The 22964-nt window shown below is 72.2% G+C and carries 20 protein-coding genes; 17 read left to right on the top strand and 3 right to left on the bottom strand.

What is annotated here, in order from left to right:
- Window positions 1-3 precede the first annotated feature (3 nt).
- From HGK68_RS10555 to HGK68_RS10525, 7 genes are all read left to right on the top strand, one after another.
- Window positions 4-1035, top strand: a complete 1032-nt coding sequence (locus HGK68_RS10555) for a TIGR03842 family LLM class F420-dependent oxidoreductase (RefSeq protein ID WP_169165926.1) — start codon at window positions 4-6, stop codon at window positions 1033-1035.
- Entirely contained in the window at window positions 1032-1907 is an 876-nt protein-coding gene (locus tag HGK68_RS10550) for an ABC transporter permease (RefSeq protein WP_169165925.1), read from the top strand. Before HGK68_RS10555 ends, HGK68_RS10550 begins: the two co-directional genes overlap by 4 nt.
- The gene (locus HGK68_RS10545; RefSeq protein ID WP_169165924.1) at window positions 1904-2710 is read left to right on the top strand and encodes an ABC transporter ATP-binding protein; all 807 of its coding nucleotides are present in this window, start codon (window positions 1904-1906) and stop codon (window positions 2708-2710) included. The genes HGK68_RS10550 and HGK68_RS10545 overlap by 4 nt, the downstream gene beginning before the upstream one ends.
- Window positions 2707-3522 (top strand): ABC transporter permease, encoded by an 816-nt coding sequence (locus tag HGK68_RS10540; protein ID WP_246260286.1) that lies wholly within the window; start codon window positions 2707-2709, stop codon window positions 3520-3522. The genes HGK68_RS10545 and HGK68_RS10540 overlap by 4 nt, the downstream gene beginning before the upstream one ends.
- Window positions 3523-3572: 50 nt before the next feature.
- Complete coding sequence (locus tag HGK68_RS10535; RefSeq protein WP_169165923.1) at window positions 3573-4724, top strand: ABC transporter substrate-binding protein; 1152 nt, start codon at window positions 3573-3575, stop codon at window positions 4722-4724.
- A gap of 68 nt (window positions 4725-4792) precedes the next feature.
- On the top strand, window positions 4793-6088 hold the full coding sequence (locus HGK68_RS10530; RefSeq protein WP_169165922.1) for an aspartate aminotransferase family protein: 1296 nt from the start codon (window positions 4793-4795) through the stop codon (window positions 6086-6088).
- Window positions 6089-6130: 42 nt separating this feature from the next.
- Window positions 6131-6883, top strand: a complete 753-nt coding sequence (locus HGK68_RS10525; protein WP_169165921.1) for an SDR family oxidoreductase — start codon at window positions 6131-6133, stop codon at window positions 6881-6883.
- Here HGK68_RS10525 and HGK68_RS10520 read toward each other — a convergent pair.
- Both HGK68_RS10520 and HGK68_RS10515 read right to left on the bottom strand, forming a co-directional pair.
- Complete coding sequence (locus HGK68_RS10520) at window positions 6880-7410, bottom strand: dihydrofolate reductase family protein (protein ID WP_169165920.1); 531 nt, start codon at window positions 7408-7410, stop codon at window positions 6880-6882. The two genes, HGK68_RS10525 and HGK68_RS10520, sit on opposite strands and share 4 nt — an antisense overlap.
- Window positions 7411-7565: 155 nt before the next feature.
- Window positions 7566-8213 carry an HAD hydrolase-like protein gene (locus HGK68_RS10515; protein ID WP_169165919.1) on the bottom strand — a complete coding sequence of 216 codons (648 nt, stop codon included), beginning with the start codon at window positions 8211-8213 and terminating at the stop codon, window positions 7566-7568.
- Window positions 8214-8387: 174 nt separating this feature from the next.
- On the opposite strand from HGK68_RS10515, the gene HGK68_RS10510 reads away from it, so the two are divergent.
- The 10 genes from HGK68_RS10510 to ndk all read left to right on the top strand — a co-directional run bounded on the left by HGK68_RS10510 (window position 8388) and on the right by ndk (window position 19868).
- Window positions 8388-8894: a phosphoribosyltransferase gene (locus HGK68_RS10510; RefSeq protein ID WP_169165918.1), complete on the top strand. Its 507-nt coding sequence runs from the start codon at window positions 8388-8390 to the stop codon at window positions 8892-8894.
- 575 nt (window positions 8895-9469) lie between these two features.
- Window positions 9470-12715 (top strand): isoleucine--tRNA ligase, encoded by a 3246-nt coding sequence (gene ileS, locus HGK68_RS10505; protein WP_169167067.1) that lies wholly within the window; start codon window positions 9470-9472, stop codon window positions 12713-12715.
- A complete protein-coding gene (locus tag HGK68_RS10500) occupies window positions 12712-14082 on the top strand; it encodes a bifunctional folylpolyglutamate synthase/dihydrofolate synthase (protein WP_169165917.1) in 1371 nt (456 codons plus the stop codon). Before ileS ends, HGK68_RS10500 begins: the two co-directional genes overlap by 4 nt.
- Before the next feature lie 129 nt (window positions 14083-14211).
- Window positions 14212-15207, top strand: a complete 996-nt coding sequence (dhaK, locus tag HGK68_RS10495) for a dihydroxyacetone kinase subunit DhaK (protein WP_169165916.1) — start codon at window positions 14212-14214, stop codon at window positions 15205-15207.
- A gap of 53 nt (window positions 15208-15260) precedes the next feature.
- Complete coding sequence (dhaL, locus tag HGK68_RS10490) at window positions 15261-15899, top strand: dihydroxyacetone kinase subunit DhaL (protein WP_169165915.1); 639 nt, start codon at window positions 15261-15263, stop codon at window positions 15897-15899.
- Window positions 15896-16585 (top strand): dihydroxyacetone kinase phosphoryl donor subunit DhaM, encoded by a 690-nt coding sequence (gene dhaM / locus HGK68_RS10485; protein WP_169165914.1) that lies wholly within the window; start codon window positions 15896-15898, stop codon window positions 16583-16585. Before dhaL ends, dhaM begins: the two co-directional genes overlap by 4 nt.
- Window positions 16586-16662: 77 nt before the next feature.
- Complete coding sequence (locus tag HGK68_RS10480; RefSeq protein ID WP_206155737.1) at window positions 16663-17289, top strand: TetR/AcrR family transcriptional regulator; 627 nt, start codon at window positions 16663-16665, stop codon at window positions 17287-17289.
- Window positions 17290-17303: 14 nt separating this feature from the next.
- Window positions 17304-18995, top strand: coding sequence for an MDR family MFS transporter (locus tag HGK68_RS10475; RefSeq protein ID WP_169165912.1), 1692 nt, complete (start codon window positions 17304-17306; stop codon window positions 18993-18995).
- A 9-nt stretch (window positions 18996-19004) separates the two neighbouring features.
- Window positions 19005-19421, top strand: a complete 417-nt coding sequence (locus HGK68_RS10470; RefSeq protein ID WP_246260284.1) for a DUF4233 domain-containing protein — start codon at window positions 19005-19007, stop codon at window positions 19419-19421.
- A 21-nt stretch (window positions 19422-19442) separates the two neighbouring features.
- Complete coding sequence (gene ndk / locus HGK68_RS10465; protein ID WP_169165911.1) at window positions 19443-19868, top strand: nucleoside-diphosphate kinase; 426 nt, start codon at window positions 19443-19445, stop codon at window positions 19866-19868.
- Window positions 19869-19921: 53 nt separating this feature from the next.
- Here the strand turns inward: ndk and HGK68_RS10460 are convergent, their stop codons facing one another.
- Window positions 19922-22924 carry a DEAD/DEAH box helicase gene (locus HGK68_RS10460; RefSeq protein WP_169165910.1) on the bottom strand — a complete coding sequence of 1001 codons (3003 nt, stop codon included), beginning with the start codon at window positions 22922-22924 and terminating at the stop codon, window positions 19922-19924.
- Between the last annotated feature and the right edge of the window lie 40 nt (window positions 22925-22964).

Raw genomic sequence — 22964 nt, 5'->3', positions numbered from 1 at the left:
ACGATGGAATTCGGCGTCGTCATGCAGAACGACCCGCCCGCATCCCGGGTGGTGGAGCTGGCCCGCGCGGCCGAGACCCACGGCTTCGACTACGTGTGGACCTTCGACTCGCACCTGCTCTGGCAGGAGCCGTTCGTGGTGTTCTCCCAGATCCTGGCGGCGACCAGGAAGGTGAAGGTCGGCCCGATGGTGACCAACCCGGCCACCCGGGACTGGACGGTGCTCGCCTCGTCCTTCGCCACCTTGAACGAGATGTTCGGCAACCGGACGGTGTGCGGGATCGGCCGCGGCGACTCCGCGGTCCGCACCCTGGCCGGGCGACCGTCCAACCTGGCGACCCTGCGCGAGGCGATCCACGTCATCCGGGAGCTGGCCAACTCCCGCGCCGTCGAGCACAACGGCCGTACCGTCCGGTTCCCGTGGTCGCGGGGGTCGGAGCTGGAGGTGTGGGTCGCCGCCTACGGCCCGCTGGCGCTCAAGCTGACCGGCGAGGTCGGCGACGGGTTCATCCTGCAGTGCGCCGACCCGGACATCGCCGCCTGGATGATCGGCACCGTCCGCGCCGCCGCCGAGGCAGCGGGCCGGGACCCGGACGCGATCACGTTCTGCGTCGCCGCCCCGATGTACGTCGGTGATGGCGACTCCCCGGCGGCCCGGGCGCACATGCGCGAGCAGTGCCGGTGGTTCGGCGGGATGGTCGGCAACCACGTCGCCGACATCGTCGCCAAGTACGGCCAGGGGTCGTCCGTGCCGAAGGCGCTCACCGACTACATCGCCGGGCGGCAGGGCTACGACTACAACGAGCACGGTCGGGCCGGGAACTCGCACACCGCGTTCGTCCCGGACGAGATCGTGGAGCGGTTCTGCCTGCTCGGCTCGCCCCGGGAGCACGTGGCGAAGCTGACGGCGCTGCGCGAGCTCGGGGTGACCCAGTTCGCCGGGTACCTGCAGCACGACAACAAGGACGAGACGCTGCGGATGTACGGCGAACGGATCATCCCGGCGATGGCCGAGACCGTGGTGGCCTCGGCATGAGAGCCGTCGCCGCCCTGCGCCGGATCGGGATCGGGGTCGCCGCCGTGCTGCTGCTCGCCCTGCTCTGGGAACTGGTCAAGGCCGTGGTGCCGGACGAGGGCTGGAGCATCGGGGAGCTGCGGGTGCTGCCCCGGACCACCGACCTGGCCATGCCGCACGTCACCGAGATGATCGCCCGGCTGACCGAACCCCTGGCCGGGGCGCAGGCCGACCCGCTCTGGCTGGCGGTGCTGCGCGCCGGGGGGACCAGCCTGCGGATCGCGGCGGTGAGCTGGCTGATCGGTGTGCTGGTCGGCTTCGCCCTGGCGCTGCTGATGACCCGGTTCGCGCTGGCCCGCTCCGCGGTGCTGCCGCTGGTGGTCCTGAGCCAGACCGTGCCGCTGATCGCGCTCGCACCGCTGGTGAAGGGCTGGGGCGCCAAGCTCGACCTGGGGTCCTTCGTCTGGCAGCCGTGGATGTCGGTGGCGGTGATCGCCAGCTACCTCGCGTTCTTCCCGGTCGCGGTGGGGGCGCTGCGCGGGCTGCGCTCACCCGACGTGCTGCACGAGGAACTGTTCGCGGGCTTCGCCGCGAGCTGGACCCAGACCCTGGTGCGCCTGCGCCTGCCGGCCAGCGTGCCGCACCTGCTTCCCGCCCTGCGGCTCGCGGCGACCAGCGCCGTGCTCGGGGTGGTGGTGGCCGAGGTGTCCACCGGTATGCCCGGCGGGATCGGCCGGATGATCCTGGAATTCGCCAACTTCGCCTCCTCCGACCCGGCCAAGCCGTGGGCGCCGATCTTCGGCGCCGTGCTGCTCGGCCTGGTGGCGGCGGGTGCGGTCGGCCTGATCGGCGTCGGCCTCGGCCGGTTCCGCCGCGCGGAGGTGTCAGCATGACCACCGAGTCCCTGCCGGCGGCGGCGGTCGACGTCCGCGCCGTCACCCGCGAGTTCGGCACCGTGACCGCGCTGTCCGGGGTGGACCTGACCGTCGCGGCGGGGGAGTTCGTCTCCCTGATCGGCCCGTCCGGGTGCGGCAAATCCACACTGCTGCGGCTGATCGCGGACCTCGACCGGCCGACCAGCGGACAGGTGTCGGTCTTCGGTCGTTCCGCGGAACAGGCCCGGCTGGCCCACGACTACGGCATCGCCTTCCAGCAGGCGGGCCTGCTGCCCTGGCGCACCGTGCGCGCGAACATCGAGTTGCCGCTGTCCTTGCACGGCGTGGGCAGGGCCGGACGGAGAGAACGCGCCACCGAGATGCTCGACCTGGTGGGGTTGACCGAGTTCGCCGACCACTTCCCGGACCAGCTGTCCGGCGGGATGCAGCAGCGGGTGGCCATCGCCCGGGCACTGGCCGAGCGGCCCAGCCTGTTGCTGATGGACGAGCCCTTCGGCGCGCTGGACGAGATGACCCGCGAGCGCCTGCAGTCCGAGCTGGTGCGGATCTGTGCCGAGACCCGGGCGGCGGTGGTGTTCGTCACCCACTCGATCCCGGAGGCGGTGTTCCTCTCCGACCGGGTGGTGGTGATGTCCCCGCGCCCGGGCCGGATCGCCGACGTGGTGCCGGTGCGGCTCGGTGCCGGTGACCGCGATGACGGCCTGCGCGAGGACCGCGCCTACTTCGACGCCGTCACCGCCGTCCGCGAGGCACTGCACGGTGGCGTCACCGGGACGCCGCGCGGGGTGGAGACCCGGTGAGCGCGGCACTGCTCACCCGGCCCACGGCGCTCGCCCCGTCGGCACCACGGCGACGGCGCACCTGGCACCGGCTGGTCGCCCCGGTGCTGCTGTTCGCGCTCCTGCTCGCCGCCTGGCAGGCGGCGGTCGAGGTCGCGGACATCCCGGCGTACCTGCTGCCCAGCCCGGCCGCGATCGGCGCGGAGTTCGTCGAGTTCGCCGACACCATCGCCGGGGCGGCCTGGGTCACCGGCGGCAACGCGCTGATCGGGCTGCTGATCGGCGCGGTCGTCGGGATCGGTGCGGCGGTGGCGGCCGCCGCCTCCCCGATCGTGGACGCGCTGCTGGCACCGCTGGTCGCCGGGCTCGCGGTGGTGCCGATCGTGGCGCTCGCCCCGGTGCTCTACACGATGTACGGCGCCGCGGCCGAGACCGGGCGGCAGATCGTGGTGGCCGTCGCGGTGGCGGTGCCGGTGTTCGTGAACACGCTGCGTGGGCTGCGCCAGGTGCGGCCGGTGCACCGCGACCTGATGCGGGCGCTCGCGGCCACGCCCCGGCAGATCACCCGGCAGGTGACCATCCCCACCGCCGTGCCCTTCGTGCTGACCGGACTGCGGTTGGCGTCGTCGCTGGCGGTGATCAGCGCGATCGTCGCCGAGTACTTCGGCGGGCCACGCACCGGGATCGGCTCGTTCATCACCACCGCCGCGGCCGGGTCGAACTACGCCCGCGCCTGGGCCTACGTCCTCGGCGGCGTGCTGGTCGGGCTGGTGTTCTACCTGGCCACCTCCGCCCTGGAGCGGTGGGGCGCGCCCCGTCAGCCCACCCGATGACAGCACCACCCCCCGTTCCCCCTGCAATTCCCTGACAGCGAGGAGAGGTCATGCGCAGATCGAGAGTGACGGCGACCGCCGCGGGACTGGTCGCGGCCCTGGCCCTGGCCGGATGTTCCGGAGGCGACTCCGACAGCTCAGCGGGCTCCGAAGGCTCCAGCAGCACAGCGGGTGACCTCACCCCGGTGAAGCTGCAGCTGCAGTGGCTGACCCAGGCCCAGTTCTCCGGGTACTACGCCGCCCTGGACCAGGGCTACTACGCCGACGCCGGACTGGACGTGGAGATCCTGCCCTCCGGCGGCGACATCGTGCCGCAGGACGCCCTGGCGAACGGTGAGGTCGACTACGCGGTGGCCTGGGTGCCGAAGGTGCTCGGGTCCATCGAGCAGGGCGCCGAGCTGACCAATGTGGCCCAGATCTTCGAGCGGTCGGCGACGTTGCAGGTCGCCTTCGCCGACTCCGGCATCGACTCGGTGGCCGACCTGGAGGGCAAGACCATCGGCTCCTGGGGCTACGGCAACGAGTGGGAGCTGTTCGCCGGGCTGAACAAGGCCGACGTCACCGACTTCCAGATCGTGCAGCAGGCATTCGACATGAACGCCTTCCTGGCCGGCGACATCGACGCGGCGCAGGCGATGACCTACAACGAGTACGCCCAGCTCCTGGAGACCGAGGACCCGGAGACCGGTGAGCTGTACCAGCCGGACGACTTCTCGGTGATCGACTGGAACGACGAGGGCACCGCGATGCTCCAGGACGCGATCTGGGCCGACGCCGGTCGCCTGGCCGACGACCCGGACTACGCCGAGACGACCGTCGCCTTCATCAAGGCCAGCTTGCAGGGCTGGATCTACGCGCGGGACAACCCGCAAGAGGCGGCCGACATCGTCACCGCCGCCGGGTCCACCCTCGGCACCAGCCACCAGCTGTGGATGGCCAACGAGGTGAACAAGCTGATCTGGCCCAGCACCAGCGGCGGGATCGGCCTGATCGACCAGGACGCCTGGGACGCGACGGTGGCGATGGCGCAGGAGACCTCCAACGAGACCGGCGCGACGATCATCAGCTCCGCTCCGCCGGAGACCGCGTACAGCAACGAGTACGTCCAGCAGGCGCTCGACGAGCTGACGGCGGAGGGAGTCGACGTCACGGGCGAGGACTTCACCCCGATCGACGTCGAGCTGCAGCCCGGCGGCAACTGACCGACCACCCACCGGGTGCGGTGCCCCAGGGCTCCGCACCCGGTCCGTCACCACCCGAGGGACCCCGCATGACATCCGTTGCACACGACCTGGACCGGGCGCACGTCTTCCACTCCTGGTCGGCCCAGGCGGCGCTCGACCCGCTGGTGGTCACCTCGGCCGCCGGCTGCGAGGTCACCCTGGAGGACGGCCGACGGCTGCTGGACTTCTCCAGTCAGCTGGTGAACACCAACATCGGTCACCAGCACCCGGCGGTGGTCGCCGCGATCCAGGACCAGGCGTCGACGCTGACCACCATCGCCCCGCAGCACGCCGTCCTGCCCCGGGGCCGGGCCGCCGAGGCGATCCTGCGCCACGCGCCGGCGGGCTTCAGCAAGGTGTTCTTCACCAACGGCGGGGCCGACGCGAACGAGAACGCGATCCGGATGGCGCGCCAGGTGACCGGGCGGGACAAGGTGCTCTCGTTCTACCGGTCGTACCACGGCAACACCGGGGCGGCGGTGGTCGCCACCGGCGACTGGCGCCGGGTGCCCAACGAGTTCGCGCGCGGCCACGTGCACTGCTTCGGCCCGTACCTGTACCGCTCCGAGTTCTGGGCGACCACCCCGGAGCAGGAGTGCGAGCGCGCCCTGCATCACCTGGAACGGGTGGTGCAGGCCGAGGGCGCCGGGTCGATCGCCGCGATCCTGATCGAGACCGTGGTCGGCACCGGGGGAGTGCTGGTCCCGCCGCCGGGCTACCTCGCCGGGGTCCGTGCCATCGCCGACCGCTACGGCATCCTGCTGATCCTGGACGAGGTGATGGCGGGCTTCGGTCGCACCGGCAGCTGGTTCGCCTTCGACCAGCATGACGTGGTGCCGGACCTGATCACCTTCGCCAAGGGGGTCAACTCCGGCTACGTCCCGGCCGGTGGCGTCATCATCTCCGCCCCGATCGCGGCCGCCTTCGACGACCGGGTGTTCCCCGGCGGGCTGACCTACTCCGGGCACCCGCTCGCGATGGCGGCCGTCGTCGCCACCATCCAGGCGATGGAGACCGAGGGCATCGTGGCGCACGCGGCGCAGGTCGGCGCGGAGCTGATCGGCCCCGGGCTGGCAGCGCTCGCCGACCGCCACCGCGGCATCGGCGAGGTCCGGGGCGCCGGGGTGTTCTGGGCGGTGGAGCTCGTCACCGACCCGGTCACCCGGGAACCGGTGCCCGCCCCGACGATGGCAGCGCTGAAGTCGGCCCTGCTCGACCGGGGGCTGCTGCCCTTCGTCCAGGACAACCGGATCCACGTGGTGCCGCCGTGCATCGTCACCGCCGACCAGGTGGCTACGGCGCTCGCGGTCTACGACGAGGCACTCACCGCCGTCGGACTCTAGCGACGTAGGGTCGTTCACCTCCCCAGCCAGAAGGGCATCACCATGAGCAGCAGCACCACCCCGCGCGCCGTCGTCACCGGCGCGTCCTCCGGCATCGGCGCCGCCACCGTCCGTCGTCTGCGTGCCGAGGGCTGGGACGTGGTGGCCGTGGCCCGCCGGGCCGACCGCCTGGCCGACCTGGCGGCGGAGACCGGCGCGGAGGCATTCGCCGCCGACCTCACCGTGCAGGCCGACGTCGACCGGCTGGCCGCTCACCTGGACGCCACCGGCGGGGTGACCAGCCTGGTGAACAACGCCGGGGGCGCCTTCGGCCTGGAACCGGTCGCCGAGGCCAACGTCGACGACTGGCAGAAGATGTACGACATCAACGTGCTCGGCACCCTGCGGGTCACCCAGGCGCTGCTGCCGCAGCTGATCGCCAGCGGACGCGGCGACGTGCTGGTGGTCACCTCGACCGCCGCGCAGGGACCCTACGAGGGCGGCGGCGGCTACACCGGGGTGAAGCACGCCGAGCGGATGCTCACCACCACACTGCGGCTGGAGCTGATCGGCCAGCCGGTCCGGGTGATCGACATCGCCCCGGGCGCGGTGGCCACCGAGGAGTTCTCGCTCAACCGATTCGGGGGCGACGCCGACCGTGCCGCCCAGGTCTACGCCGGGTACCAGCCGCTGGTCGCCGACGACATCGCCGACGTGATCGCCTTCGCCCTCACCCGCCCGCACCACGTGAACATCGACACCCTGATCGTCCGGCCCCGCGCCCAGGTGTCGAACACCCAGACCGCGAAGGGCTAGGCAGGTCGGTAGCGGGCGGTGGTCGCGTGCGTGGCGAGCAGTTCCAGTCGCACCGTCGACCCGGCGGCCACCAGCCGCGTGCCACCGCCCAGCACCACCGGCACCCACTGCACGACGAGCTCGTCCAGCAGCCCGGCGCGCAGCAGGGTGCCGGTCAGCTGGCCGCCGACCACGCTCACGTCACCGGCCCCCGCCGACCGGCGCGCCAGATCGACCGCCGCGTCCAGATCGTCCAGGTAGGTGACATCGCCCCGCACCGTGCCGGACGGACGGCGGTGGGTCAGCACGACCTCCGGCCCCTGCCAGGTGCCCGCGTACAGCCCCTCGTGCTCGGGGTCGCCGCGGTGCGGGTCGTCGCCGAAGTGGCTGCGGGCGCCGGACAGCACCGCCCCGGTCCGCGTCACCAGGTCGTCGATCAGCGGGTTCGGTTCGGCGGTGAGGTACGGGGTGAGCCAGGACATGTCGCCGCCGGGCCCGGCGATGAAACCGTCCACCGATGCCGAGGCGGCCGCGATGAGGCGGGCCATCACGCGGGCCCGACGCCCAGGGACACCGCCAGATCGCACACGACCTCGGTCATGCCGCCGACGCTAGTCCGACCGGCCCCGACCCGCGCCCGGTGCGCGCCGCGTGCCCGGCCCGCCGAGCGCCCTTCGCGCTCGGTGCCACCGGGCGGCCACCCTCACGCCACCTGGTCCAGCACCGCCCGCGCCAGCCCACCCGGCTCTTCGACCACGGCGACCGCACCGGCTGCGAGCAGCTCCCCGGGTGCCCCGTACCCCCACCCGGCGCCCACCGTCGCGATCCCGTGCTCGCCCGCCCCGTGCACGTCGTGCGACCGGTCGCCGACCATGATCCGTGGCCCGCGTGCCGCCGTCCCGGCCATCGACAGCGCCCGGGCGACCACCTCGGCCTTCGTGCCGCGCCGCCCGTCCATCGACGCCCCGGCGATCGCGTCCACCCGGCGGGTCAGGTCCAGGTGCGCGCAGATCCGCACCGCGAACGGTTCCGGCTTCGAGGTGGCGACCACCAGCCGCGCCCCGGCGTCGCGCAGCGCGGCCAGCGCCGACGGGATGCCCGGGTAGACGGCGTTGTCGTACATCCCGGTCGCGTAGGAGGCCCGGTAGGCGGCGACCGCCTCGTCCAGTCGCTCGGCGGGGACGCCGTGGCCGAGCAGGTTCTCGGTCAGCGGGGGACCGACGAAGCCGCGCAGCACGTCCTCGGTCGGGGTCGGGATGCCCAGCGCCGCGTAGGTGGCCCGGATCGAGCCGAGGATGCCGGAGGCGGAGTCGGTCAGCGTGCCGTCGAGGTCGAGGAGGACGAGGGGCATGGCGGCATCCTGTCAGGCCGCCTGGTCGGGCCGCCGAGCCAGCCCCTCGGGACATCGCGCCCGCCCGTCCGGTGTGCCTGCCGACCGCCCTGTCGAGACCACGCACGCGCGCCTTCAGGTCCCCGACAGCCCGCCCCGTCCCTGCGCACAGTCCCGGCCGTCTAGCATGCCGCCATGACGTTCGCCGAGGCCGCAGCCGGACAGGAACTCCCCGAGGATCGCGAGATCCTGACCTGGGACGACTTCGGTGAGGCGGCCCGCCAGCTCGCCCGTGAGGTGGTCGCGTCCGGGTTCGAGCCGGATGTGGTGATCGCGGTGGCCCGTGGCGGCCTGCTGCCGGCCGGGGCGCTGTCCTACGCGCTGGGCCTGAAGGCGTGCGACGCGCTCAACGTGGAGTTCTACACCGGGGTCGACGCGCGACTGACCGAGCCGCAGGTGCTGCCGCCGTTCCTGGACACCGACGCGTTGGTCGGCCGCCGGGTGCTGGTGGTCGACGACGTCGCTGACACCGGGGAGACCCTGGCCCTGGTGCAGAAGATCGTCGCGAAGCACTGCGAGGAGGCCCGCACCGTGGTGCTCTACAGCAAGCCGCACTCGATCGTGTCGCCGGACTTCGTGTGGCGGCGGACCGCGAAGTGGATCACCTTCCCGTGGTCGGCACTGCCCCCGGTCACCGCCTGACCTCACGCCCGCACTGCACACCCCGGCTGCACTCACCCCGCGCCCCTGCACCCGCGCCTGCCCGCGAACCCGCGCCTGCCCCTGCACCCGCGCCTGCCCGCGAACCCCCGCGGCCCGCGAACCCGCGCGGCCCGCATCGAGATGACAGAAACCGACGCTGCAACCCACCCCTAGCCGTCGGTTTCTGTCATCTCGGCACGGTCGGCCTGGCGCGTGCACGGACGCGGCTCGGCACGGTCGGCCTGGCGCGTGCACGGACGCGGCTCGGCACGGTCGGCCTGGCGCGGGCACGGACGCGGCTCGGGACGGTCGGTCCGGCGCGTGGACGGATGCGGCGAGGGGTTAGTATCGGCGGCACAGGCATCGATCCGGCCATCACCGGGGAGCCGCCGGAAGAACGGGTGTCCGCACCTCAGTAGAACCGGACGGGTAGGCCCGTCACAGCCGTCCGAGTGGTCGTTGCGTTCCCGGACGCGTCGGCAAGCGGGGTGGTACCGCGGTATCGAGGGCAGCACGTCGCCCGAGGTGTCGTCCCCGTGGCCCCGCCGAACTGCCGACCACAGGAGAGCGCCGTCATGGCCTACCCGATGCACCGCGACGATTCCAGCGCGCTGCCCGCGTCCCCGGACCTGCCCGCCCTGGAGCAGCGCGTCCTGGACTACTGGCAGCAGGACGGCACCTTCCAGGCGTCGATCGATCACCGTCCGGCGGGGGAGAACGGAGCGAACGAGTTCGTCTTCTACGACGGCCCCCCGTTCGCCAACGGCCTGCCGCACTACGGTCACCTGCTGACCGGGTACGCCAAGGACATCGTCGGCCGGTACCAGACCCAGCGCGGTCGCCGGGTGGAGCGGCGCTTCGGCTGGGACACCCACGGTCTGCCCGCCGAGCTGGAGGCCGAGCGGATCCTCGGCATCACGGACAAGTCGCAGATCGAGGAGATGGGCATCAAGGCGTTCAACGACGCCTGCCGGTCCTCCGTGCTGCGGTACACCGCGGAGTGGCAGGAGTACGTCACCCGGCAGGCCCGCTGGGTGGACTTCGACCACGACTACAAGACGCTCGACCCGACCTACATGGAGTCGGTGATCTGGGCGTTCAAGCAGCTGTATGACAAGGGCCTCGCCTACCAGGGCTACCGGGTGCTGCCGTACTGCTGGCACGACCAGACCCCGCTGTCCAACCACGAGCTGAAGATGGACGACGACGTCTATCAGGACCGCCAGGACCAGACGCTGACCGTCTCCTTCCCGTTCGTCGGCGAGGCGGCGGAGGCGAAGGGCCTGGTCGGGGTGGCGGCGCTGGCCTGGACCACCACGCCGTGGACGCTGCCGACCAACCAGGCGCTCGCGGTGGGGCCGGACGTGACCTACGTGGTGGTGCCCGCGGGGCCGAACGGGACCAGCGCCGGTGACGGCTCCTTCCTGCTGGCGACCGACCTGCTCGGCAACTACGCCAAGGACCTGGGCTACGACGACGCCGAGGCCGCCCGCGCCGCGGTCACCCGCGAGCTGCCCGGTCGTGAGCTGGCGGGGCTGCGCTACCAGCGGCTGTTCGACTACCTGGCCGATCGTGACGACCTCGGGAACGCCTGGCAGGTGTTGCTCGGCGACTTCGTGACCACCGAGGACGGCACCGGTGTGGTGCACATGGCCCCGGCCTACGGTGAGGTCGACTCCGAGGCGTGCGCCGCGGCCGACATCCCCACCGTGTTGAGCGTGGACGACGGCGGACGGTTCCTGCCGTTCGTGACCGACTTCGCCGGGGAGCAGGTCTTCGAGGCGAACCGGCCGATCAGTCAGCGCCTCAAGGCCGACGGCCGGGTGCTGCGCCAGGCGTCCTACGTGCACTCCTACCCGCACTGCTGGCGGTGCCGGAACCCGCTGATCTACAAGGCGGTGTCCTCCTGGTTCGTGCGGGTGACCCAGTTCCGCGACCGGATGGTGGAGCTGAACGAGCAGATCACCTGGGTGCCGGACCACATCAAGGACGGTCAGTTCGGCAACTGGCTGGCCAACGCCCGTGACTGGTCGATCTCCCGCAACCGGTTCTGGGGCACCCCGATCCCGGTCTGGGTGAGCGACGACCCCGCCTACCCGCGGGTGGACGTCTACGGCTCCTTCGCCGAGCTGGAGGCCGACTTCGGTCGACTGCCCCTGAACGACGACGGCGAGCCGGATCTGCACCGCCCGTTCATCGACGAGCTGACCCGGCCGAACCCGGACGACCCGACCGGCCAGTCGACCATGCGCCGGATCGAGGACATCTTCGACGTGTGGTTCGACTCCGGGTCGATGCCCTACGCCCAGGTGCACTACCCGTTCGAGAACACCGACTGGTTCGAGCACCACTACCCGGGTGACTTCATCGTGGAGTACATCGGGCAGACCCGTGGCTGGTTCTACCTGCTGCACGTGCTCGCCACCGCGCTGTTCGACAAGCCGGCCTTCACCACCAGCGTCTCGCACGGCATCGTGCTCGGCTCCGACGGCCGCAAGATGAGCAAGTCCCTGCGCAACTACCCGGATGTCTCCGAGGTCTTCGACCGGGACGGGTCGGATGCGATGCGCTGGTTCCTGATGGCCTCGCCGATCCTGCGCGGCGGCAACCTGGTGGTCACCGAGGAGGGCATCCGCTCCGAGGTGCGCCAGGTGCTGCTCCCGCTGTGGAGCACCTGGTACTTCTTCGCGCTCTACGCCAATGCCGCGAAGACCCCGGTGCAGGCGCGTCGGGTCACCGCCGAGGACCAGCTGTCCACCATGGACCGCTACCTGCTGGCCCGGACCCGCACCCTGGTGGAGCAGGTCACCGCCCAGCTGGACGCCTACGACGTGCCGGGCGCCTGCGAGACGGTGCGCCAGCACCTGGACCTGCTGACCAACTGGTACGTGCGCACCCAGCGGGACCGGTTCTGGGCCGAGGACCCCGCCGCGTTCAACACGCTGTGGACCGCGCTGGAGACCCTGACCCGGGTGATGGCGCCGCTGGCCCCGCTGCTGTCCGAGGAAGTCTGGCGCGGGCTGACCGGTGGCCGCTCGGTGCACCTGACCGACTGGCCGGTGCTCGGTGACGGCGGTGCCGACGACCTGGCGCTGGCCCCCGCGGACGACCTGGTCGCGGCGGTGGACGCCGTGCGCGAGGCGGTGTCGGCGGCGCTCGGTCTGCGCAAGGCGCACAGCCTGCGGGTCCGGCAGCCGCTGCACGAGCTGCGGGTGGCGGTCGCCGACCCGGCCGCGCTGGCCCCGTTCACCGACCTGCTCGCGGCGGAGCTGAACGTCAAGGCGGTGCGGCTGACCACCATCGAGGAGGCCGGGCTGGACATCCGGCAGAACCTCGCGGTGAACGCCCGGGCCGCCGGTCCCCGGCTCGGCCGCGGTGTGCAGACCGTGATCAAGGCGGCCAAGTCCGGCGCCTGGTCCCTGGACGGCGACGGCGCGGTCGTGGTCGCCACCGACGACGGCCCGGTGCCGCTGCTGCCCGCCGAGTACGAGCTGACCACCACCATCGACGTGGCGGGCGGCGAGGACCTGGCGGCCGGGGTGCTGCCCGGCGGTGGGTTCGTGGTGCTGGACCTGCGCCTGGACGAGGCGCTGCTCGCCGAGGGGTATGCCCGGGACGTGGTGCGGGCGGTGCAGGACGCCCGCAAGGCGGCCGGTCTGGACGTGTCGGACCGGATCGCGCTCGCCCTGGGCGTGCCGGAGTCCGACGCCGCCGCGGTCGAGGCACACCGGGACTTCATCGCCCGGGAGACCCTGGCCACCTCGGTGACCGTGGCGACCGCTGGCGACCTGACCGTGACCGTGACGAAGGTGGACGCATGAGCAAGCCGAATGCCGATGCGCTCGCGGCCCAGGCGCGCCGGGAGGCCGACGAGGTCTACGCCGGGATCCTGGCCCGTCGACCGGAGCACGACATCGACCCGACCCTGGACCGGGTGGCGCAGGTGTGCGAGCTGCTGGGTGACCCGCAGCGCGCCTACCGGGTGGTGCACGTGACCGGGACGAACGGCAAGACCTCCACCGCCCGGATGATCGAGCGACTGGTGCGCGAGCACGGCCTGCGCACCGGCCGGTTCACCAGCCCACACCTGCACCGGGTCACCGAGCGGATCGCGATCGACGGCGAGCCGATCAGCGACGAGGACTTCGTGGCGACCTGGCAGGACGTGGCCCCGTACGTGCACATGGTCGATCTGCGCGAGCAGGAGCAGGGGCGGCCCGGCCTGAGCTTCTTCGAGGTGTTCACCGTGATGGCGTTGGCGGCCTTCGCCGACGCCCCGGTCGACGTCGCCGTGATCGAGGTCGGGATGGGTGGCCGCTGGGACGCCACCAATGTGGTCGACGCCGAGGTCGCGGTGATCACCCCGGTGGCCTACGACCACGAGCGCTGGCTCGGGCACTCCCTGGTCGAGATCGCCGGGGAGAAGGCCGGGATCGTCAAGGACGGCTCCACCCTGGTGCTGGCGACCCAGCAGGAGGAGGCCGAGTCGGTCATCCTCGGCGAGGCGGCGGCCAAGGGCGCTCGGGTGATCCGGGAGGGCATCGACATCGAGGTGCTGGACCGGCAGGTCGCGGTGGGCGGTCAGCTGCTCTCGCTGCGCGGCACCGGCGGTGTCTACACCGAGGTGTTCCTGCCGCTGTTCGGCGCGCACCAGGCGCACAACGCCCTGGCGGCCCTGGCGGCGACCGAGGCGCTGATGGCCGGTGGTGGTGCCCTGGACGGCGGTGTGGTCGAGGCGGCCTTCGCCACGGTGGACTCGCCGGGCCGGTTGGAGATCGTGCGCAGCAGCCCGACCGTGATCGTGGACGGCGCGCACAACCCGGCCGGTGCCGAGTCGCTGGCTGCCGCCCTGGACGAGGCATTCGCCTTCCAGCGGGTGGTCGGGGTGGTCGGCATGATGGCGGACAAGGACGTGGAGGGGATCCTCGCGACCTTGGAACCGGCGCTGGCCGAGATCGTGGTCACCCGCGCGTCGTCGAACGAGCGGTCGATGGAGGTCGACGACCTGGCCGAGGTCGCGGTCGACGTCTTCGGTGAGGACCGGGTGCATGTCCGCGAGCGGCTGGACGACGCGGTGACCCTGGCCAGCGATCTGGCCGAGGGCGGGGTGGAGCGCGGCGCCGGTGTGGTGGTGACCGGATCGATCTTCCTGGTCGCCGAGGCGCGGGTGCTGTACGGCCGGGTCTGAGCGGGTCGTCGCGGGGGCTGCACAGACGTGCAGCCCCCGCGCACGTTTCCTCCTTGACGCCCCGCGCGGGTGGCACCAACGTAGGCGGGGCAGACGATGCCGTCTGACCCCCGCGGAAAGGACCCGGCCGTGAAGAAGCTCATCAACGATCCGCAGAACGTGGTCGCCGAGTCGGTGGAGGGCTTCGCGCTCGTCCACGCCGACCGGGTGACGATGCACACCGACCCGCTCTTCGTCAGCCGGGCCGGTGGCGCGGTGGCGGGCAAGGTCGGTCTGGTCTCCGGGGGTGGCAGCGGGCACGAGCCGCTGCACGCCGGATTCGTCGGTGACGGGATGCTGGACGCGGCGGTGCCGGGGGCGATGTTCACCTCCCCGACCCCGGACGCGATCGCCCCGGCCATCGCCGCCGCCGACTCCGGCGCCGGGGTGCTCGCGATCGTGAAGAACTACACCGGCGACGTGCTGAACTTCGAGACCGCCGCCGAGCTGGCCGAGGCCGATGACATCACCGTGCGTACCGTGATCGTGAACGACGACGTCGCGGTGGAGGACTCGCTGTACACCGCCGGGCGCCGCGGGGTCGCGGGCACCGTGGCGGTGGAGAAGATCGCCGGGGCCGCGGCGGCCCGGGGCGACGACCTGGACGCGGTGACCGCGGTGGCCGAGCAGGTGATCGCGAACGTCCGGTCGATGGGGGTCGCGCTGTCGGCCTGCACCGTGCCGCACGCCGGCAAGCCCTCCTTCGACCTGCCGGAGGACGAGATCGAGATCGGGATCGGCATCCACGGCGAGCCGGGTCGGCACCGGATCCCGCTGGCCCCCGCCGACGACATCACCCGGATGCTGCTGGACCCGGTGGCCGACGACCTCGGGCTGACCAGCGGGGAGAACGTGCTGCTGTTCGTCAACGGCATGGGTGGCACGCCGCTGAGCGAGCTGTTCGTCGTCTATCGTCAGGCCCACAAGCTGCTGACCGAGCGCGGGGTCACCGTGACCCGGTCGTTGGTCGGCAACTATGTGACATCACTGGAGATGCAGGGCGCCTCGGTCACTGTGCTCCGGCTGGACGACGAGCTGACGGCACTGTGGGACGCGCCGGTCAGCACGCCCGCGTTGCACTGGTGACGCGACAGCCGTAGACACGGGTACGACGAAGTGCCGGGAGGTGGCAACGGAGCATGGCGGGAAGCCTGGGCGTGGACTGGGCGGTGGCGTGGACGCGACGCACCGCACAGGTGGTGGCCGATCACCGCAGTGAGCTGATCGAGCTCGACCGGCAGATCGGCGACGGCGATCACGGGGAGAACCTGACCCGGGGCTTCAGCGCCGTGGTGGCCAAGCTGGACGGGTTGTCGGCGCCGCCCGCGGACCCGGGGGAGGTGCTCAAGCTGGTCGCCACCACCCTGATGTCGACGGTGGGCGGCGCCGCGGGTCCGCTCTACGGCACCGCCTATCTGCGTGCGGCGAAGGTGACCGGCGTGCCGGAGCTGGACGCCCACGGGGTGGTGGCCCTGCTGGAGGCGGCCCTGGAGGGCATCGTGGCCCGGGGCAAGGCGACCACCGGGGAGAAGACCATGGTCGACGCCTGGACCCCGGCGGTGGAGGCGGCGGTCACCGCCGCCGACCAGGGTGCGTCCCCGGCGGCGGTGCTGGCGGCGGCGGCCGAGGCGGCCCGGGCGGGCGCCGAGGCCACGACCGGCATGCTGGCGACCAAGGGCCGGGCGTCCTACCTGGGTGAGCGGTCGGTCGGTCACCAGGATCCGGGGGCCACCTCGACGGCGCTGATCCTGGCCGCGGCGGCGGAGACGGCGGCATGACGCCGAGCGTCGCCCTGGTGTTGGTCTCGCACTCGGCGTTGATCGCCGAGGGGCTGCGGGACCTGGCCGGGCAGATGGCGCCGGGGGTGCTGATCGTTCCGGCCGGCGGCGATCCCGCCGGTGGGCTGGGCACCTCGGTTGACCTGGTCACCGCGGCGATCGAACAGGCGGCGGAGGACGGCCGCGACGTGCTCGTGCTCACCGACCTCGGGTCGGCCACGCTGACCACGGAGATGGTGCTCGAGCTGCTGGACGAGGAGGTGGCGAGCCGGGTGCGCCTGGCGCAGGCACCACTGGTCGAGGGAGCCGTCGTCGCCGGGGTCGAGGCCGCCGGTGGCGCCGGGATCGACGCGGTGCAGGCCGCCGCCGAGCGGGCCGGGTCCGCCCCGGCGTCCTCGGCCGTCGAGCCGGAGCAGCCGTCGGACACCGGGGCGATCAGCGGGCAGGTCACGGTGAGGAACCCGCTCGGTCTGCACGCCCGGCCGGCGGCGGTGCTGTCCCGGATGATGGCCGGTTTCGACGCCCAGGTGCAGGTCGACGGGGTGAACGGGGCCAGTGTGCTGGAGCTGATGCAGCTGGGTGCGACCCAGGGTCAGGTGCTCACGATCAGCGCGACCGGACCGCAGGCCCGGGCGGCGGTGGACGCCTTCATCGGTGCGGTGGACGAAGGCTTCGGAGAGATCTGAACTGACCCCGTGATGTGATCGGGCCGACACCCGATCGGACTCGTCGACTTCTTGCAGCGCGTGCAAAAATGCATGCCATGCAAGAAGTCGACGAGAGTCTGCGCGCCCGGAAGAAGCGCGCACGCCTGGAAGCTCTCGTCGACGCCACCCACCGGCTGGCCGCCGCACACGGGCTAGAGCACGTCACCGTCGAGGCGATCAGCGCCGAGGCCGGATGCAGCGTCCGCACGTTCTTCAACTACTTCGAGTCGAAGGACGACGCGGTGCTGGGCATGACCCAGTGGAGCTTCGACTCCGAGGCAGGGGAGATCTTCGCCTCCGGCGGACCCACCGGCGACCTGCTGGCCGACATGCAGGCGCTGGTCGGCGTCGTGCTCGACCACCCCCCGCTCGGCAAGGAACGGATGGCCCGCGCCTTCGACCTGGCCAAGGGCCACCCCGACCTGCTGGTCCGGGCCTACTCCCTGATCCAACAGCACCACGAGGAGACGGCCGAGCTGGTCCGCCGCCGCCTCGGTGCCGACTGCGACGAGGCCACCACCCACCTGGTGGGCGGCCTCCTGATGAGCCTGGCGCACAGCACCTTCGTGCGCTGGGACTCCTCCGGTCAGCACGGGGAGGTGCAGGAGTATTTGCCTTCCGTCGTCAGCGACCTGGCGGGCATCCTGTCCACCCCCGTGCGGCCCCTCACCCCCCGATCCTGAACGGAAGCGTCCTGATGGCGAACACCGCCCCCGCGCCGGACAAGCCGCTGGTCGTGCTCAACCAGCGCACCGTCTGGCTGATCTTCGCCAGCCTGCTCGCGAGCATGCTGCTGTCCTCCCTCGACCAGTCCATCGTCGGCACCGCGATGCCGACCATCGTCGGCGAGCTCAACGGCGTCGAGCACCAGGGCTGGGTCATCACGATCTACATCCTGGCGATCGCGATCGTGATGCCGCTCTACGGCAAGTTCGGCGACCTGTGGGGCCGCCGCTGGCCGTTCCTCATCGCGATCAGCCTGTTCACCCTGGCCTCGGCCGGTGCCGGCTTCTCCCAGACCTTCCACGAGCTGGTGATCTGGCGCGGCATCCAGGGCCTCGGCGGCGGCGGTCTGATCATCCTGTCCCAGGCGATCATCGCCGACATCGTGCCCGCCAAGGAGCGCGGCAAGTACATGGGTCCGATGGGGGCGCTGTTCGGCGTCTCCGCGGTCGCCGGTCCGCTGCTCGGCGGCCTGTTCACCGACCACGCCGACTGGCGCTGGTGCTTCTGGATCAACATCCCGATCGGCCTGGCCGCCCTGGTCACCGCCTGGTTCACCCTGAAGCTGCCCAGCCACCGCTCGGGTCGCAGGCTGGACGTGGCCGGGATCGTGCTGCTCACCCTGGCGACCTCCGGCATCGTGCTGGTCACCAGCTGGACCTCGCTGACCGGTGAGGGCGGCTACGACTGGTCCGACGGCCGGCTGATCGGTCTGCTGCTCGGCACGATCGCCGCCGCGGTGCTCTTCGTGCTGGTCGAGCTGCGGGCCGCCGAGCCGATCCTGCCGCTGCACCTGTTCAAGAACCGCACCTTCACCCTGGCGACCCTGGTCGGCCTGGTGATCGGCATGGGCATGTTCGCCTCGCTGGCCTTCCTGCCGACCTTCCTGCAGATGTCCACCGGCTCCGGGGTCACCGAATCCGGTCTGCTCATGCTGCCGATGACGGTGGGCGTCATGCTGACCGCGATCGGCTCCGGCTTCGCGATCACCAAGACCGGCCGGTACAAGGCGTTCCCGGTGGTCGGCATGGGCATCGCCACCGCCGGACTGGCGTGGCTGACCACCATCACCGGTGACATGTCGATGGTGCTGTTCGGCGTGATGATCTTCGTCCTCGGTGCCGGACTCGGCCTGGTGATGCAGACCATCGTGCTGGCGGTGCAGAACTCGGTGGACCCGACGGAGATCGGGACCGCGACCAGCGCGAACAACTTCTTCCGGGAGATCGGCGCCGCCGTCGGCACCGCGCTGTTCTCCACCATCTTCACCACCCGGCTCACCGAGCGGCTGACCGATGTGTTCGCCGGTGCACCGGCGGGTCAGCTGGACGCCTCCGCCGGGGCCGAGTCGCTCACCCCGGCCGTGGTCGCGCAGCTGCCGGACGCCGTGCACGACGGCGTGGTCAACGCCTACACCGACGCGCTGGCCCCGGCGTTCTGGTACCTGGTGCCGCTGCTGGCGGTCGGGTTCGTGCTGACCCTGTTCCTCAAGGAGGTCAAGCTCTCCGACGTGGCGGGGATGGTGGCCCGTGGCGAGGCGGTGGCCGAGGCGCCCCGTTCCGCCCCGATCACCGACGCCGCCTCCGGCGAGGAGCGGACCGGGACCTCCGCGAGCGGCGAGCCGCAGACCGGCGCCGTCTCGGCCACCGCACGGGACGACAGGTAGCCTGCCCGCGTGAGTCAGCCAGCACCGCGGCCCGTGCGTCGCAAGAAGCCCGCCAAGCCCCAGTTCACCTCGACGATCCTGTTGCTCGAGGGTGTGCTGGTGCTGTTCGCGGCGCTGACGGCGTACGGGCTGCAGGTGCTGCCCGCCGGAGTGATCTGGACCGTCGCGGGGATCATGTTCGTGGTGTTCGTGGCGCTGTCCCGGCTGGTGACAGCGCCCGGCGGGTACATCGCCGGGTCGATCGCCCAGGTGCTGGTGCTGGCCTGCGGCCTGGTGATCCCGATGATGTACCTGCTCGGGGTGGTGTTCATCGCGCTGTGGATCTCGGCCTACCGGCTCGGCGCGCGGATCGACGCCGAGCGGGCGGCCTATGACGCCGAGCACCCGGACGAGCGTGGCCCCGAGGACGCCCGGCGCGCGCACTGACCAGCACGTAGGGTGACGCCCATGAGCGACATCCAGCGCACGTTGATCCTGGTCAAGCCGGACGGTGTCCGCCGTGGTCTGGCCGGGGAGGTGCTCCGCCGGATCGAGGCCAAGGGCTACACCCTGGCCGCCGTGGAGCTGCGGACCGCCGACGACGACCTGCTCGGACAGCACTACGCCGAGCACCAGGGCAAGCCGTTCTTCGGCCCCCTGGTCGACTTCATGAAGTCCGGCCCGGTGCTGGCGGTGGTGGCCGAGGGACACCGGGTGATCGAGGGTTTCCGCTCCCTGGCCGGGTCCACCGAGCCGACCGCCGCCGCCCCCGGCACCATCCGGGGCGACCTCGGCCGGGACTGGGGCCTGTCGGTGGTGCAGAACCTGGTGCACGGCTCGGACTCCCCGGAGTCGGCCGAGCGGGAGATCGGGCTCTGGTTCCCGGCGCTCTGAACCCCGTGCGATGACGATGGCCCGGGTCCGCACGACCCGGGCCATCGTCGCGCTCAGCCCAGCAGCTCCCGGACGTCGTCCGCGGTGAGCGTGGCCGAGAACAGGTCGCCGTCGTCGATCACCGCGCTCACCAGCTCCGCCTTGCGTGCCTGAAGCGCCAGCACCTTCTCCTCGATGGTGTCGGCGGCGATCAGCCGGTAGACCATCACGTTCTTGTCCTGACCGATCCGGTGCGTCCGGTCGACGGCCTGCTGTTCGGCGGCCGGGTTCCACCAGGGGTCGAGCAGGAAGACGTAGTCGGCCTCGGTGAGGTTCAGCCCGACTCCGCCCGCCTTCAGGCTGATCAGGAACACCGGGGCCTCGCCGGTGCGGAACTCGTCGATCACCCGCTGCCGCCCCGTGGTCGAGCCGTCCAGCGACACGAACGGGATCCCGGCGGCGGTGAGCCGCTCGGCCGCCCGGCTCAGGTACGAGGTGAACTGGCTGAACACCAGCGCCCGGTGGCCCTCGGCCCGCAGGTCCTCGAGCTGTTCCAGCAGGAGGTCGAGTTTCGCGGACGGGATGCCGGTCTGCTCCGGGTCGATCAGCGCCGGATCCAGGGCGAGCATCCGCAGCAGGGTGAGCGAGCGGTAGACGATGAACCGCTGCCGGTCCAGGTCGTCGATCAGCCCGAACAGCTTCTGGCGCTCCCGTTGCAGGTAGAGGTCGTAGAGATCGCGGTGGGCGGGGGACAGCTCCACCGTCAGCGTCTGCTCCTGCTTCTCCGGCAGCTCGGCGGCCACCACCTCCTTGGTGCGCCGCAGCAGGAACGGGCGGATCCGTCGCCGCAGTCGGGCCAGGCGCTCCTCCCGGGACCGCCCCAGGTCGACCGGCAACGACCCGGCGCTCTTGCCGGAGGTCACCCCGGTGCGCTCGCCCTCGATCGGTCGCAGGTACTGCTCGGCGAACGCCCGGGCGGAGGGGAACAGCCCCGGCGCGGTGAGGGCGAACAGGGCGTGCAGCTCGGTCAGCGAGTTCTCGATCGGGGTGCCGGTGACCGCCAGGGTGAACGGCGTGGTCAGGTCCTTGGCCGCCCGGTGCACCTGCGCGGCGTGGTTCTTCACCTGCTGCGCCTCGTCCAGGATCACCCCGGCCCAGTCGACCGCCGCATAGGACGCGGCGCCGAGCCGGAGCAGGGCGTAGCTGGTCACCACGATGTCCGCCCCGTCCCGCACCGTGGCCAGGTCCACCCCGGTGCTGGTGACCCGCCGCACCGTCAGACCCGGCGTGAACCGCGCTGCCTCGGCCACCCAGTTCGCCGTGACCGAGGTGGGGGCCACGACCAGGAACGGTGCCGCGCGGCGCACCGCCTCGTCCTGCTGCACCGCGTCCTGCTCCACCGCGTGCTGCACCAGCGCCAGGCACTGCACCGTCTTGCCCAGCCCCATGTCGTCGGCCAGGATCCCGCCCAGCCGGTGCCGCCACAGGAACGCCAGCCAGTCGAAGCCCTCCTGCTGATACGGCCGCAGCTCGGCGCGCAGCCCGGTCGGCGGGGGCGTGGGCCGGGGTGCGTCGGCCGCCGCCTCGTCCACCAGCGCGCGCCACTGCACCGCCGGGGTCGCCTGGTCGGCGAGGTCGACGAAGTCCGCCCACAGGCTGGTCTGGTGCCGGCTGATCCGCGGTCCGGTCTCCCACTCGCTCAGGTCGCGGGCCTCGGTGATCAGCTCGGTCAGAGTGGCCAGCGCCGGGTGGTCCAGCCGGAGGTAGCTGCCGTCCACCAGCAGCAGCTTCTTGCGTCCCTTGGCCAGTGCGCGGAACAGCGGCACGAACGGGATGTCCCGGCCGTCCAACGTCACCGTCACACCGAGGTCGAACCAGTCGTGCTTCTCGGTCGGCAGCGTGGTCACGGTGAGCACCGGGTCCCCGCGCAGCTCGCGGTAGTCGGGCCGGGTGCCCACCGTCTCCACCGCCACACCGGGCAGGGCGGTCAGCAGCGGCAGGGTCACCGCGACGAACTCCGCCGCCTCGACGTCCCGCAGGCTCACCGGCAGCGGGAGCGGGTCGTCGGTCCACCAGTCGTCCGGCAGCGTCCCGGCCGGGATCAGGGCGCGCGGGTCCGGTGCCGGTCCGCTGCGCGGTCCCGACCGCCAGCCCCAGTGCAGCTCCACCGTGTGGCGCGGGGCGAACCGCACCTGGAGGACCAGGGTCGGCGGCGCGGGCGGCGGGATCACCACCGACCCGTCGGCCGAGGCGAGTTCCAGGTCGCCGGTCAGCAGCTCGTCCAGCTGGTCGGGGGGCACCAGCACGCCGTCCCCGAGCGCTTCCGCCACGCTGCGCCGACCGTTGGCGCCCAGCAGCGCCAGTCGTTGCGCGTCCAGGTCCGCCGGGGCGAGGACGATCTGCCGCGGCTGCGCCGGGTCGACGACGTACACCCCGTGGTCGCCGATCGGATGGGCGTGCGACGGGTCGACCGGCGCGCCGTCCACCGTCAGCCGGGCGGCCACCCGGATGCCCGCCGCGGTGTGGGTGGCGTCCAGGGTCAGGTCCGCGCGCCGCCCCCGCGTGATCGCCGCACCGCTGCCCGAGCCGACGAAGGCGATGCCCAGACGCTCGGCCTGGTCCAGCAGTTCCCAGAGCACCGGGTTGGCGAACTCGTCCAGGAACACCCAGTCCGGGTCGGTGCCCGGCGCGGCGGGCCCGGCGGCGCGGTGCAGGGCGCCCAGCTCGCAGAACCAGCGGTGCTGTGCCGGGTCCAGCCCGAGGCGGGTGCGCTGGTGCGGGATGTTCGCCCAGGTGACGCTGCCCCGGGCCCAGCCGCGAGCCGTCCGCAGCACCGGCCGCACGGCCAGGCGGTACTCGCCGTTGCCCGGCGGGTCGTCCCGGCGCACCCGCCCGCCGACGGTGCGTGAGGTCGGACCGTTCCAGCGTTCCCGGGTCCGGGGGGTCAGCTCGCGCAGCTCGAACTGCAGGCCGGTGTCGGTGGTCGGCCCGGCGGCGGCGGGCTGATCGGCGGCGACCGAGGCTGCCAGGCTGGCGAGCACCTCCTGCCAACGCTCCGGGGACGGGGTGGGCGACACGGCCGCGATCCTGTCACGGCGGGCCGACACGGGGCGCGCA

It is taken from the genome of Cellulomonas taurus, from assembly GCF_012931845.1.
GTDB lineage: Bacteria > Actinomycetota > Actinomycetes > Actinomycetales > Cellulomonadaceae > Cellulomonas > Cellulomonas taurus.
The sequence above is the reverse complement of the archived record's forward strand: the minus strand, read 5'-3'. Positions and strand labels throughout refer to the sequence as shown.

What these genes read in the sequence shown, in the direction of transcription:
- HGK68_RS10555 (WP_169165926.1), top strand. Translation starts at nt 4, where the DNA reads ATGGAATTCGGCGTCGTCATGCAGAACGACCCGCCCGCATCCCGGGTG.
- HGK68_RS10550 (WP_169165925.1), top strand. Translation starts at nt 1,032, where the DNA reads ATGAGAGCCGTCGCCGCCCTGCGCCGGATCGGGATCGGGGTCGCCGCC.
- HGK68_RS10545 (WP_169165924.1), top strand. Translation starts at nt 1,904, where the DNA reads ATGACCACCGAGTCCCTGCCGGCGGCGGCGGTCGACGTCCGCGCCGTC.
- HGK68_RS10535 (WP_169165923.1), top strand. Translation starts at nt 3,573, where the DNA reads ATGCGCAGATCGAGAGTGACGGCGACCGCCGCGGGACTGGTCGCGGCC.
- HGK68_RS10530 (WP_169165922.1), top strand. Translation starts at nt 4,793, where the DNA reads ATGACATCCGTTGCACACGACCTGGACCGGGCGCACGTCTTCCACTCC.
- HGK68_RS10525 (WP_169165921.1), top strand. Translation starts at nt 6,131, where the DNA reads ATGAGCAGCAGCACCACCCCGCGCGCCGTCGTCACCGGCGCGTCCTCC.
- HGK68_RS10520 (WP_169165920.1), bottom strand. Translation starts at nt 7,410, where the DNA reads ATGGCCCGCCTCATCGCGGCCGCCTCGGCATCGGTGGACGGTTTCATC.
- HGK68_RS10515 (WP_169165919.1), bottom strand. Translation starts at nt 8,213, where the DNA reads ATGCCCCTCGTCCTCCTCGACCTCGACGGCACGCTGACCGACTCCGCC.
- HGK68_RS10510 (WP_169165918.1), top strand. Translation starts at nt 8,388, where the DNA reads ATGACGTTCGCCGAGGCCGCAGCCGGACAGGAACTCCCCGAGGATCGC.
- ileS (WP_169167067.1), top strand. Translation starts at nt 9,470, where the DNA reads ATGGCCTACCCGATGCACCGCGACGATTCCAGCGCGCTGCCCGCGTCC.
- HGK68_RS10500 (WP_169165917.1), top strand. Translation starts at nt 12,712, where the DNA reads ATGAGCAAGCCGAATGCCGATGCGCTCGCGGCCCAGGCGCGCCGGGAG.
- dhaL (WP_169165915.1), top strand. Translation starts at nt 15,261, where the DNA reads ATGGCGGGAAGCCTGGGCGTGGACTGGGCGGTGGCGTGGACGCGACGC.
- dhaM (WP_169165914.1), top strand. Translation starts at nt 15,896, where the DNA reads ATGACGCCGAGCGTCGCCCTGGTGTTGGTCTCGCACTCGGCGTTGATC.
- HGK68_RS10480 (WP_206155737.1), top strand. Translation starts at nt 16,663, where the DNA reads ATGCAAGAAGTCGACGAGAGTCTGCGCGCCCGGAAGAAGCGCGCACGC.
- HGK68_RS10475 (WP_169165912.1), top strand. Translation starts at nt 17,304, where the DNA reads ATGGCGAACACCGCCCCCGCGCCGGACAAGCCGCTGGTCGTGCTCAAC.
- ndk (WP_169165911.1), top strand. Translation starts at nt 19,443, where the DNA reads ATGAGCGACATCCAGCGCACGTTGATCCTGGTCAAGCCGGACGGTGTC.